The sequence below is a fragment of the Bacillus sp. z33 genome, from assembly GCF_058313615.1.
This window is the reverse complement of record NZ_JBZFQN010000003.1, coordinates 233,269-246,256: the sequence shown is the minus strand read 5'-3', so window position 1 is coordinate 246,256 and position 12,988 is coordinate 233,269. Positions and strand designations below refer to the sequence as shown.

Below are 12,988 nucleotides of genomic sequence, written 5' to 3'. Positions count from 1 at the left end.
TTAAATATTGCTCTGCTCATATAAATCAAGTAACACATTCGACTTCTTTTACTGTATTTTTTGAACAAAAGCTTGAACTTTAAATAGGTTTTTCTTAATAATGCTTTTTTATATCCTTTTCATTATATTAATTTTACTAATCCCTTATAAAGAGACACTTCATTATTATCAGTAATTTATATCTTGCACCCCTGTACAAAGTGTTATTATTACTAGGGTTTCAACTACTAATGACTCCTTTATTACAGAACTATAATCCTCCTGGCGATATAAAGAACAAACAAATAAACCTGCACTTTTCATATATTTGTATGAATTTTAACTATAACCTAAAATACTCATTTAATTCAGAGAGATCATGATGATATAGACGTATAACTCTTTATCTAAATCGCCTTGCCATAGAACATATAAATGAAATTTATAAGCTTCTTTTCTGAATAAACAAGTGAAATTCAAATTAAACTTTACTGTTAAAGTTTCTTATTGGCTGTTTTCTTAAGTGAGCTATAAACAATCATAATAGCTATTATAGGTAAAATAATCGAATATACTTCTTTTCTTACACCTAGATACAACGAGGATCTTGCCATAGTTATAAACAGATATAATGCGATTGCAGAAAATGCATTTTTATACCTTATTATTTTCCCTCTAAGCATATTATTACTTAGTAACTTGAATATAAACCAGCCCATCACAAACATGAATACTATTCCAAACCAACCGAAGTTATAGTATGATTCTGCTAGTATTGAAAAACCAGGACCATAGCTCATATTCTTCGCTTCCATTAACCAACCACTGAGATGAGCATATTCTGTAAATGAATGGCCTCCTAATAATATTGATGGTATAACTGCTAAGAACGAAGCTAAATAGGACTGACCAAATTTAAAAGAATAATTCTCTGGGATTAAATCATAAGTTAAAAGCCAAGGCTGCATAGACCCACCTAGTTCACCGATTATATTAATATACAAATTATCTTGGTACATGACTTGTAAAACCTCAAAAAAGTCTCCAAGTGTTTTGTATTCAGTGCTACGAAAGTTTTGAATTACAGGCAATAGAGAAAAAATCATTAGTAATCCTACGAATAAAGTGATTTTATCTCTTCTTGTAAATTTCCTGATTTCCGAGTTCCATATGAAAATTAAAACACATAGTAATGCCATCGCACCACTTCGTCCACCTATAATAAAAATACCCATAATTACAAGTAAGAGAAATACCATAAATATATTTCTAATTAATTTATTTGATTTATATATTACTAATAACAAAATTATTGATGTTACAAACAACATATCCAGAGATTCAATCACATTAGTAGTCGCTGAAGTATCTGTTTTTTCGTATATTGATCCATATCCATACTTAATAGAGCTCATCAAATTTGAAATCAAACTGTTTAAATAAATGGGCGTGGATAAAATAAACATTAACCAAGCAACTATTTTTACTGCGTTGTATAGAACAATATCATCTTGTTTTAATTCAGTTTTTTCTATCGTTGTAGATATACTATCTTTTTTAATTGCAATAAGTGCTCCTAATAGCATAAAACATGTGCCCACACAAAAAAACAAACAGTATAGCAGTACATCTTCTGGTGGGTAAATACGCAATAAATTAAATTTCTCATACTCAATTCCCATTGAAAATAAAAAAGGTTGTCCAAAAGAAAATAAGTAATAGCTCAAAAAAAACATTGTATAAGGATTAATATGTGTTTCTTTTATTTTTTTGAAGGTTATTATCCCACAAAATAATACGATATTTCCTAACCAGGAGTACAACCCTAATCGAATTTCATAGGGTAGATATAAAACATAAATTACTAGACTACATGATATTACAAACAACGTCAGCATTATGTTCAAAAAAAAGCATTTATTGAAATTATTAGAAAGTTTTCTCATAAAGTGTAACTCACTTTCTTTAATGGATCGAAATGTTTTACTGGCTTTTCTCTTTCTAAAAAACATCTTAATAACAACAGTGACAAAGTAATTCTCTAATCAGAGAAATCTATAAATATTCTTACTCTATATCATATACATTCATTAATTTCTTTGTGCTATCCTTAATAATATATCCTCGTTCCGATAGTCGGGCATATATCTCAATATTTGAGAATTTATCTTTACCCTTTGCACCATCTAAAATTGCACTAATCCAATTATTAATGCTCTCGGATAAATTGATTCTTTTAATCATTCCTAGCTCGAAATCTACTTCATCAGTAATATTTTCAGAGATCACAGCCACAATATTACTTGCTTGAGACTCAACTAACGTTACTGGGAAACCTTCATACAATGAAGGCATTAAAAGTACATCAAATGCTCCCATTAAGACTGGAACATCATCTCTAGACCCCAAAAACACAACATAATCCTCAAGTTTTTTTGAAACGACTAAATTCTTTATTTCTCCAATTAAATCACCAGTACCTACAAAAACCATTTTAAACAGAATTCCTCTATTTTTCATTTCTTCTGCAATTTTTACCATAAAGGCATGATTTTTGGCAGTCCTGAAACTACCAACATTACCGATTATTAATTCACCTTTTTTATAACCTATCTCCGCTTTACATCTAGCTACTTGTTCCTTTTTTCTACTTATAAAACTATCTATTTGAATGGCGTTAGGAAAAACCTCACCTTCTGGATTAAAATCACGACCATACAAATATTTTCCTGCATCAATACCACAGGCAAGTTTTTGAGTTGCACTAATTTTAATAAAAGCTCTCATTAACATTTTATATATACTATATTTAAAATTATTTATATTGGTTGTTGAAGTACTGTGGGCATGACAGATTCTAATCGGTATCCCAATTAATTTAGCACTTAATAACGGAAATCCAGAATTAAATAAGGTATGCGAATGTATAGCATAATATGGACCATATTTTTCATTAACTTTCTTCAAGTTTTTAATATAGTTATATAACCCAGCTTCCTTTAAACTCGGTATATGTATTATTTTTCCGCCCAATTTTTTAATTTCATCATCGTACTCTCCGTCTTCTTTAGAGTATGAAATAAAATCAAACTGAATAACTGACTTATCTATTTCTCTATATAAATTCATTACCATTGTTTCAGCCCCGCCACGATTCATCTTCCCCGTAATTTGTAACACTCTCTTAACAGGGTTTGATTCTGTTCTATTACCCAAAAATATACCTCCGTCCTTCTACTACACATCCATCAACAACATTCTCAAAAGTATTTATTATTTGGTGCAAAATATTATATTATCTAGAAGCAAATTTTGAAAGATAAAACTATTAAAATTATGGTATGTGAACTACTTTTATTTTCATTCGTACACAAGGGTTGAATAGTGATACTTTTCTACCAGAATATCACTTTCCCCTTTATAAAAGTACGACGAGTAATCTCTGTATTCCCATAATGAGATAATCATATCCATTGTTATATACTATCTTAATTGTAAGATGCTTATAAAAGACACCTTATAAAAAAGGGGTGTATAATTCGCAACAAACAAATGTAGGAAGGAACGCCCCTCCTACATGAAAAATTGTTTTTTATTAAATTGTTCTAAGTAAAATTATTATTTTCTTTTATATTGATATTTGCGATAAATATCGACTAAAAAAAATGGAGTAATACTCTTAAAAAGGAAATTTATTGTAGCGGGTATATACCAATGAAATGGGTATTGTAACATTTTATATCCTAATATAGTTGTTTTAAATGCATTAAAACGGACTATAAATGTTCTTCTTCTAATAGCAGATGAATCCTCCCTTACATAGTATAACGCTTCAGTTATATTCCGACCTATAAATCCTTCTTTGAAAAATCTGAACCAAAGATCTTTATCTTGTGACCTTTTGGTCCTTTCAGATACCGTATATCCACCTAAGTGGTCATATACACTTTTATATGTCATAATAGTTGCATGATTAAAAGGTATTTTATTTTTCAATGTATATTTATCTGGAGATTCAATACTGTATAAAATGTTTTGTAATCCATTTTCATTGAAACGCTGCATAGATGTTCCTACCAGATCAACCGCTTTATTCTTTTTTAGGTAATCAACTTGTTTTTCAAACCTTTGAGGATGAGATAAATCGTCGCCATCCATTCGTGCAACATATTTACCTGTTACATACTTCAAACAATGGTTTAAACTATATGCTAGTCTAGAGTTCCTATTATTTTTTAAAATAATGAATTTATCTGGATATAAGTTTTTGTATTCTAATAATATTTTATAGGTATTATCAGTTGAACAATCATCACATATAATAAATTCCCAATTTTTATATGTCTGTTCTAAAATCGAATCTATTGCTGGTCTAATAGTATCTGAACAATTATATACTCCCATTATGATAGATACCTTATCTTCACCCATTATTAAATTCCTTTCTCTCGTACGAATAAAAAAATTCCTTTTTAATCCTGTAATCTATCCATTCAAACTTATACTTTTATAGTCCAAATACCTAATAACCATCAGACTACATAGAACTCTGTCTTTCTCATTAGTCTTCAATTATAAGCTTTTAATGACTTCTTCCAGAGCGTTAAGAGGTGAATGTGCAAATACCACATCTTTTCCATCCCTCCGAAATTATTTATGCATGATACGAAAATCCATAACTAATTTCGATTTTTCCGGGTGAGTTCGAACTAGAATCAATCACAAATTTTAACCCATACACTGAAAGTCTAGTTTCTTTGATATTGGAGTGCAAACTCTCCGAATCAATTCCTCTACTACGACCAATACTTTAAGTTCATTCCGAATATTGTGAATGTACTCTTGTAAATAGACATAGCGCCTTTGCATACTTAATAGCTTCAGTCTTGTCCTCTAATAGTTGAACATTATTTGATCTTTTTATTAATTGCAATCATTTCTTAAATTATCCTTATACCATTCAATAGCTTCTTGTATTCCTAATTCAAAACTCCAATCAGGGCTATACCCTAACATTTCCCTTGCCTTACTAATATCAGCATTGCTATGCTTAATATCACCTTTACGATCAGGTCCGAATATCGGCTGAATATCTTTTCCTAATGCATTTAACAAATGGGTATAGATATCAATTAAAACCTCTCTCCCACCAAAGGCAATATTATAAGCCTGTCCTGCCGCTTCATGAGATGCATTACAAGCTTTTAAGTTTGCTTCAATTACATTCTCTATGTAAGTAAAATCTCTACTCTGGTTTCCATCACCATTAATAGTTGGTTGCTCATCATTAAGTAACTGTTTAATAAATTTTGGAATTACTGCTGCATAAGCACCATTAGGATCTTGTCTTCTACCAAATACATTAAAATAACGCATACCATAAGTATCAAGTCCATATAATTTTGTATAGAGTTTTCCGTACTCTTCATCTACTTTTTTGGTAAGTGCATATGGTGATAATACATTGCCCTCTCTTCCCTCTTTTTTAGGAAGATTGGGCTCATCACCATACACTGAAGAACTAGAAGCATAGACAAATTTCTTTACACCACTTTGCCTTGCAGCTTCCATCATATTTAAAGTACCTTTTATGTTTACATCTTCGTAAAATAAAGGCATCTCAATGCTTCTTGGAACACTCCCCCATGCAGCTTGATTTAAAACATAATCAATTCCTTCACAAGCTTTCATACATGTTTCAAGATCACGAATATCTCCTTCGATAAACTCGTAATTAGGATTATCTATAAACTCATTCACATTCCCCTTTTTTCCAGTTGAAAAATTATCCAGACCTCTAACTTTATAGCCTAATTTAAGTATAGCTTCTACTAAGTTAGAGCCAATAAAACCGGCTGATCCTGTAACCAAAAATTTACTTCCTTCTGGAAACTTTATATTTTCATATCCCATTTTTATAACCTCCAATAAGCAAATCCTTTATCCTCTGCTTCTTTTCTATTAAATACTCCTTTAAGGTCCATCAATACACAATCTTTTCTATTAATATCTCTATCAAACTCAGAGGTTGCAGCTACTTCATTCGCTACTTCCGAATTAATATACCCAGTTGTTCCAAACATCATTTTTAAATCTTCCAATTGAATTGCTTTAAATTCATCGTGTGGAACAGCAAAAATTACTGCATCCAACTCTTTTATATTTTCTACTTCACAAAGATTAATTTTATATTCATGCCATAGATCTTCTTTGTCTGCCTGAGGATCTACAACTTTAACGTCTACCCCATACTCTTCTAATTCTTTGATTACATCCACTACTTTTGTATTTCGAACATCAGGACAGTTCTCTTTGAACGTAACACCAAAAATAGCTACCTTTGCACCATTTATTTGTTTGTTCGCCTTAATCATTTTCTTTACTGTACTTTCAGCAACGTATTTACCCATATCGTCATTGATTTTTCTTCCTGAAAGAATAATCTGGGAATGGTAACCCATTTGCTCTGCTTTATACGTAAGGTAGTATGGATCAACCCCTATACAGTGACCACCAACCAGACCTGGAGAAAAATTCAGAAAGTTCCACTTTGTCCCAGCTGCTTCAAGTACTGCTTTTGTATCAATTTCCATTTTATCAAAAATGATAGAAAGTTCATTCATGAAAGCAATATTAATATCACGTTGTGAATTTTCTATAACCTTTGCAGCTTCAGCCACTTTAATGCTTGCTGCTTTATGCACGCCCGCTTCAACAACTAATTCATATACCTTTGCAACAGTATCTAAGGTTTCTTCATCTTGGCCTGACACAACTTTTATAATAGTCTCTAGTCTATGAACTTTATCACCGGGGTTAATCCTTTCTGGCGAATAACCAACTTTAAAGTCTACACCACATTTTAACCCCGATTCTTTTTCTAAAATGGGAACACAGATTTCCTCAGTTACACCAGGGTAAACTGTAGATTCAAAGACAACTATTGAACCTTTAGTCAAATTTCTACCTAAAGTGCGACTTGCTGATTCAACGGGTGTCAAGTCAGGTGTGTGATCATCTTTTACCGGTGTAGGCACGGCAACAATATGAAACTTTGCTTCTCTAAGTCTTGCTTCATCTGAGGTGAACTCAACTTTTGTATTCTTAATTACTTCATTTCCCACTTCTTTTGTAGGATCTATGCCGTTTTTATAAAGCTCAATTTTTTGTTTATTTAGATCAAAGCCAATCACATCAACCTTCTTTGCGAAAGCAACAGCGATTGGCATCCCTACATAGCCAAGCCCAACTAATGAAATTTTCTCTTCTCTATTAACAATCTTCTCATATAGGTTCATATTGAATTCTCCTTTATTTATAGTCCCATTGTCTGGATAATTGTTTGGTTAACAACCTTAACATCATATTTTCCTCTAGCAATCTTCTCGCTTTCTTGCCCCATGTTTTTGCATATCTCAGGATTAGATATTAAGTATTCCATCTTATTCACTAACCCTTTGATATCCTTGACCTTTACTAAATATCCATTTAATCCTTCAATAACTGTCTCTCTGCAACCGGGAGCATCACTCGTGATGATTGACCTCCCCATTGCCATGGCTTCTAATACCGTTTTTGGCGTACCTTCATGATAAGATGGTAATATATAGGTGCTGCATTGAGAGATAAATGGTCTCACATCAGCTTGTTCCCCAAAATACTCAATAACACCATTTTCTATATAGGGCTTTAACTCATCTGAGTTTAAGGCAGAAGGATTACTGTCAAATGGCCCTACTAGTAAACAACGAACCTTAGGGTATTTATTTTTAATTTCTCTACATGCTTCTAAATATTCCAGTATCCCTTTATCTTTAATAAGTCTACCAATATAGAGAAATGCTGGTTCTTCCGGAAATTGTGTTGGTTTAAATTTTTCAAGATTAACTCCCGAACCATTAATTATTACAGTCTTATTATCTTTTACTAAACCATTTTGAATAAACTCATTTTTATCATCTTGATTCTGAAAGAATACTTTCTTGCTACATTTGCAAGCAGCCCAGTATTCTACTTTCATTATTGTTTTTACTATTTTATTTTTAAAGCCTTCTCCTCTAAATATTGAGCCAAGTCCAGCTATCAAAGGGTAAACTTCAGAAATGCCATTTAACTTTGCAGCTACTCCTCCATAAACAACCGTTTTTGCTTGATATGCGAATACTTTATCGGGTCTCTCCTTTTTCATGAATGTATAAAGAAACCTTAAAGTTTTTAAATCTTTGAGTGGACTCAAACCATTTCGTTCAACATATAACTGCCTGTAATCAATATTGTATCCTTTGAATTTTTCTTTCCAATCCTCTTCAGGCTCAGATCCCAAAGCAATGACGGTATGACCATTTTTGATAAAATCTTTCATCATATCCATCCGAAACCAAAACAATGATGATGTATGACTTGAAAGTATAGCTATTTTCATAACAATGCTCCTACTCATTTTAACTAAGTTCTATTTCTCTCCAGATACTCTTGAACTTCTATTTGTATTCCTTTTTCAAAAGACATGGGATTATAACCAAAATTACTAGTTGCTTTATCGTGGGAATAATTTCTGTTTTCCCCCATTCTCTGAACTCTCTCTATATAATCAATTCTTCCTAAAGTCATGGTTTTAATAACCCTTGACATCAACACTCCTAAGCTCAAAGGTACGCTAATAAAGACTGTCTTTTTATTAAGTTCTTCACTTATTACTTTGAAAGCATCAATCATTTTAATTGGTCTTTCACCTGAAAGATCATAAGCCTTGCCATCTGTTTCTTCTGGAGATATTAATACGGTAAAAAATGCCTTTCCTAAGTCTCTTGCATTTACTGGTTGTATTAAACTATTTCCACCATTGATAACAGGCACAACTCTAAGTTTGTCTACCATCTTAATAAACTTACTCATATTACGGTCACAAAGGTCTCCATAGATCATCGATGGTCTCAGTATTGTAATATTTGTCTTACACTTAGTGTCGCTTTTAAGTTCCTCAATTTCCTGCTCGATTTTCTTATATCCTTCAGAGGCATACTTAAATTCAGAGTAAATTCCTGTGGTGTGTACCAATATAGCCCTTTTAACTTTATTCTTAATAGCAGATCGAACAATCACTGGGGAATGGTGAATATTATAGATATGCATAACTGTATCAACACCATTCATCACCCTATCAATAAAGTCTGGTTCATCTAAATCCCCTACAACTTTTTCTATATTTAAGCCACTGTTATCTAAGATAGAAGTATTTGATGTTCCCCTAACAATACAGCGAATACATCCTTCATAATTATTATTAATAAGTTCTTGTAAAAAGTATCTACCCGTATGACCAGTAATTCCTGTGACTAAAAGCATTCTAACACCTCAATTGCCCTATTTACTTTCATGAAGAGCTAGACTCCTTGCTACTAGCCACTTCCCTCTTAACTCCTGTTCCACCTTCAACAACCCCGTCACTTTTCACTACACTAACGATGGTTCCAAAAAAACACTTAACATCCATCCAGAAACTAATCTTTTCAACATACTCGCCATCTAACTTTGCCTTTACATCAATTGGAAGCTCATCACGTCCATTAATTTGCGCCCAACCAGTCAGCCCGGGTGGAACATTATTTGCACCAAATTTATCACGTTCAGCAATCAAATCATATTGATTCCACAGTGCGGGCCGTGGTCCGATAATACTCATTTGTCCAACAAAGATGTTCCAAATTTGAGGTAACTCATCTAGAGAAGTCTTTCTCATAAACTTTCCTATTTTAGTAATGTATTGTTCTGGATTTGCTAACAAATGAGTCGGAGTGTCCTTAGGTGTATCTATCTTCATTGTACGAAACTTCAAAATATTGAAATACTTCTTGTTAAGTCCTACACGTTTTTGCTTAAACAGAACTGGCCCTCTTGATTCAATTTTAATAGCAATAATTAGGATTAAAAAAATCGGTGATAGGACTATAAGCCCTATTAAAGAAAGAATGATATCTATCAGTCTTTTAATTTTCATATACATACATGTAACCCTCCTTGAATAACTATTTAGTAGATAGGGCCCAAACCAATCTACTTCTTATTCCCATCTCAGAAGGGATGAGACAATTTCGTCAACTAGTATCTAATTATTTCGTTAGATAGTGCATAAAACAACGCTACCTTTCCAACTAATTCCTAACCACCAATCACTAACGACTGCTTATCACTAAATTTTGTATTAGCAATCCCCACTAAAGTGTCTTTCATCTCAATCGAATCCTTATCAAGAAGCGTCTCAATGACCTCATAAAGCTCATGTTTCTTCATCGGCTCTGCCTTCCCAATAAAGATTTTCGGAAATACTTGATTATTTTGGATTTCATTTTCATTAAGTAACTCTTCATACATCTTTTCACCTGGTCTTAAACCAGAGAATTGTATTCCAATTTCATCTACTGAATAACCTGAGAGAGTGATCAGATTTTTAGCCAAATCGACAATTTTAACAGGTTCCCCCATATCAAGTACAAATATTTCTCCTCCACGAGCCAATGCCCCCGCTTGTATCACAAGCCTTGAAGCTTCCGGAATCGTCATAAAGTATCTTGTAATATCAGGATGTGTAACTGTTATAGGACCACCAGCTTGAATCTGTTTCTTAAACAGTGGAATAACGCTCCCGCGACTACCCAGCACATTTCCAAACCGTACCGCAACAAACTTCGTCTTGCTTTCTTTCGCCAAGTTCTGAATAATCATTTCAGCAAAACGCTTTGTTGCCCCCATTACATTAGGGGGATTTACCGCCTTGTCAGTTGAAATCATTACAAACGTACCAACACCAAACGTATCTGCTGCTTCTGCTACATTTCGAGTACCAAACACATTATTTTTTACAGCTTCTCTCGGGTTATATTCCATCATTGGCACATGCTTATGTGCTGCCGCATGATAGACAACATCTGGCTTGTATTGATCCATTATTTCAAAAATCCTGTTTCGATCCTGGATGTCTGCAATAATTGGAATGATTTCAATCGAATCACTATATTGTTTCCGCAATTCCATATCAATTAAATAAATGCTATTTTCTCCATGACCTAGTAAAAGAAGTTTACCTGGCGTAAACTTGCATATCTGACGGCAAATTTCTGAACCGATTGAACCCCCAGCCCCGGTTACCAGTATCGTCTTTCCTTCCACATATTCAGAAATACTACTAATATCGAGCTTAATCGGTTCGCGACCCAATAAATCCTCAACTTCCACGTCTCTAAATTGTGTAACAGAGACATTACCGGACATAATCTCTTCAATCATTGGCATAATCTGAACCTTTGCCATCGTTTTAGAGCATTCTTCATAAATTCGTTTTATCTCACCCTTTGACAAGGATGGAATCGCTATAATGATAACTTCGATCTCATGTAAGGCAACTGCCATTGGAATAAAAGCTGTATCGCCTGCTACTGTTAATCCATGAAATTGGAGTCTTTGTTTATATGGATCATCGTCAATAAAGGCTACAGGTACTAAATCAGTATCCACCTTTTGAAGCAGTTGTCTTGCTACCATAGTTCCTGCTGCACCAGCCCCGATAATTAACGTTCGCTTCTTTTCACTATCTTGGGTGTTTATATAACGATCTCTGAATACCCTCCAAGAGAACCGTGAACCGCCAATCAGGAGGATATGAAGCATCCAGGTAATCCCCAATGCTCGTACATAAACATCTTGAAAAATAATCAATTGAACGATCGCAGTTGTTAAAATCGTTAATGTCACAGCTTTTACAATTGAAACTAACTCTCGTACACTCGCATATGCCCATGCCTTGTTATAAAGTTTATAAATAAATGCATATAGATGATGGCTGATTAACAGAGCCAAAGCGGTTATTAATAAGGTTTCCATTTTGAAAATATCCAAATATGGGTGGAGGACAAGGTAACTGCAATAGATAGCCGTTAGCACGATAATGGAGTCTACTAGTATCAAAGTGGTCAACCTTTTACGGTATGTCATGTTCTAACACCTCTCCTCTAAAAAAGACCGGCACATGTCCGGTCTATCTCCAAATATTTATTTTTTTATGATATTTAATTTCTCTTCCATGAATCGTAATAAGTCATTTCGCAAGGAAGCATCCTGAAGCGCAAACTCAATCGATGTTTCAATAAAGCCTAATTTTTCGCCGACATCGTATCGTTTCCCATCAAAATCATAAGCAAATACCCGCTGAATTTCATTCAGCTTCTGAATCGCATCTGTCAACTGTATTTCTCCGCCAGCTCCAATATTTTGCTCACCAAGGAATGTGAAAATTTCCGGACGTAGTATGTATCTTCCCATGATGGCTAAATCAGATGGCGCTGTTCCTTTTTCCGGTTTTTCCACAAAACTCTTCACCTGATAGCGTCGTCCGTTTTGCTCAATGGGATCAATAATTCCGTATCGATTGGTATCTTCCATCGGTACATGCTGCACCCCTATAATAGAAGAAAATGTTTTATCATATTCATCCATTAACTGACGCAGGCATGGTTTATCTGCCTGGACAATATCATCACCAAGTAAAACAGCGAATGGTTCGTTGCCAATAAAATTACGTGCACACCAGATAGCATGACCCAGTCCTTTAGGTTCTTTTTGACGGATATAATGGATATCGACCTTGGAAGGAGCTTGTACTTTTTCGAGAAGATCAAACTTACCCTTTTCCATCAAGTTATTCTCTAAATCATACGCATGATCGAAATGGTCCTCGATGGATCTCTTTCCTTTACCGGTCACGATAATGATATCCTCTATCCCAGATTCAATTGCTTCTTCTACAATATATTGAATCGTCGGTTTATCAACAATCGGCAGCATTTCCTTTGGCATCGCTTTTGTGGCCGGCAAGAATCGTGTTCCAAGTCCGGCAGCGGGAATAATCGCTTTTCTTACTTTTTGCAAGTGTGAACCTCCTCCAAAATTTTGTCCAACGTGTATTTTTTAGGTATAAATTATCGACTTTCCAAACTAACCATTAAAATGTTAGACA

Annotated in this window: 10 protein-coding genes; all 10 read right to left on the bottom strand. The window is 33.8% G+C overall.

The features are described 5' to 3' along the window. Positions 1–473 precede the first annotated feature (473 nt). On the bottom strand, positions 474–1,925 hold the full coding sequence (wzy, locus tag AC4G3L_RS13030; RefSeq protein WP_491077416.1) for an O-antigen polysaccharide polymerase Wzy: 1,452 nt from the start codon (positions 1,923–1,925) through the stop codon (positions 474–476). Positions 1,926–2,046: 121 nt separating this feature from the next. Further along, positions 2,047–3,195 carry a glycosyltransferase family 1 protein gene (locus tag AC4G3L_RS13025; RefSeq protein WP_491077415.1) on the bottom strand — a complete coding sequence of 383 codons (1,149 nt, stop codon included), beginning with the start codon at positions 3,193–3,195 and terminating at the stop codon, positions 2,047–2,049. A gap of 402 nt (positions 3,196–3,597) precedes the next feature. Next, entirely contained in the window at positions 3,598–4,410 is an 813-nt protein-coding gene (locus AC4G3L_RS13020) for a glycosyltransferase family 2 protein (RefSeq protein ID WP_491077414.1), read from the bottom strand. Between the two features lie 492 nt (positions 4,411–4,902). Further along, positions 4,903–5,892 carry an SDR family oxidoreductase gene (locus tag AC4G3L_RS13015; RefSeq protein WP_491077413.1) on the bottom strand — a complete coding sequence of 330 codons (990 nt, stop codon included), beginning with the start codon at positions 5,890–5,892 and terminating at the stop codon, positions 4,903–4,905. Between the two features lie 2 nt (positions 5,893–5,894). Continuing rightward, positions 5,895–7,277 (bottom strand): nucleotide sugar dehydrogenase, encoded by a 1,383-nt coding sequence (locus tag AC4G3L_RS13010; RefSeq protein WP_491077412.1) that lies wholly within the window; start codon positions 7,275–7,277, stop codon positions 5,895–5,897. Positions 7,278–7,294: 17 nt separating this feature from the next. Beyond that, positions 7,295–8,401, bottom strand: a complete 1,107-nt coding sequence (locus AC4G3L_RS13005) for a glycosyltransferase family 4 protein (RefSeq protein WP_491077411.1) — start codon at positions 8,399–8,401, stop codon at positions 7,295–7,297. Positions 8,402–8,424: 23 nt separating this feature from the next. Then, entirely contained in the window at positions 8,425–9,324 is a 900-nt protein-coding gene (locus AC4G3L_RS13000; protein ID WP_491077410.1) for an SDR family oxidoreductase, read from the bottom strand. Between the two features lie 28 nt (positions 9,325–9,352). After that, on the bottom strand, positions 9,353–9,982 hold the full coding sequence (locus AC4G3L_RS12995; RefSeq protein WP_491077409.1) for a sugar transferase: 630 nt from the start codon (positions 9,980–9,982) through the stop codon (positions 9,353–9,355). A gap of 155 nt (positions 9,983–10,137) precedes the next feature. After that, positions 10,138–11,967 carry a polysaccharide biosynthesis protein gene (locus AC4G3L_RS12990; protein WP_491077408.1) on the bottom strand — a complete coding sequence of 610 codons (1,830 nt, stop codon included), beginning with the start codon at positions 11,965–11,967 and terminating at the stop codon, positions 10,138–10,140. Positions 11,968–12,024: 57 nt separating this feature from the next. Then, positions 12,025–12,900: a UTP--glucose-1-phosphate uridylyltransferase GalU gene (gene galU, locus AC4G3L_RS12985; protein ID WP_491077407.1), complete on the bottom strand. Its 876-nt coding sequence runs from the start codon at positions 12,898–12,900 to the stop codon at positions 12,025–12,027. Between the last annotated feature and the right edge of the window lie 88 nt (positions 12,901–12,988).

What these genes read in the sequence shown, in the direction of transcription:
- AC4G3L_RS13005 (WP_491077411.1), bottom strand. Translation starts at nt 8,401, where the DNA reads ATGAAAATAGCTATACTTTCAAGTCATACATCATCATTGTTTTGGTTT.
- AC4G3L_RS13015 (WP_491077413.1), bottom strand. Translation starts at nt 5,892, where the DNA reads ATGGGATATGAAAATATAAAGTTTCCAGAAGGAAGTAAATTTTTGGTT.
- AC4G3L_RS12990 (WP_491077408.1), bottom strand. Translation starts at nt 11,967, where the DNA reads ATGACATACCGTAAAAGGTTGACCACTTTGATACTAGTAGACTCCATT.
- AC4G3L_RS12995 (WP_491077409.1), bottom strand. Translation starts at nt 9,982, where the DNA reads ATGTATATGAAAATTAAAAGACTGATAGATATCATTCTTTCTTTAATA.
- wzy (WP_491077416.1), bottom strand. Translation starts at nt 1,925, where the DNA reads ATGAGAAAACTTTCTAATAATTTCAATAAATGCTTTTTTTTGAACATA.
- AC4G3L_RS13020 (WP_491077414.1), bottom strand. Translation starts at nt 4,410, where the DNA reads ATGGGTGAAGATAAGGTATCTATCATAATGGGAGTATATAATTGTTCA.
- AC4G3L_RS13000 (WP_491077410.1), bottom strand. Translation starts at nt 9,324, where the DNA reads ATGCTTTTAGTCACAGGAATTACTGGTCATACGGGTAGATACTTTTTA.
- AC4G3L_RS13010 (WP_491077412.1), bottom strand. Translation starts at nt 7,277, where the DNA reads ATGAACCTATATGAGAAGATTGTTAATAGAGAAGAGAAAATTTCATTA.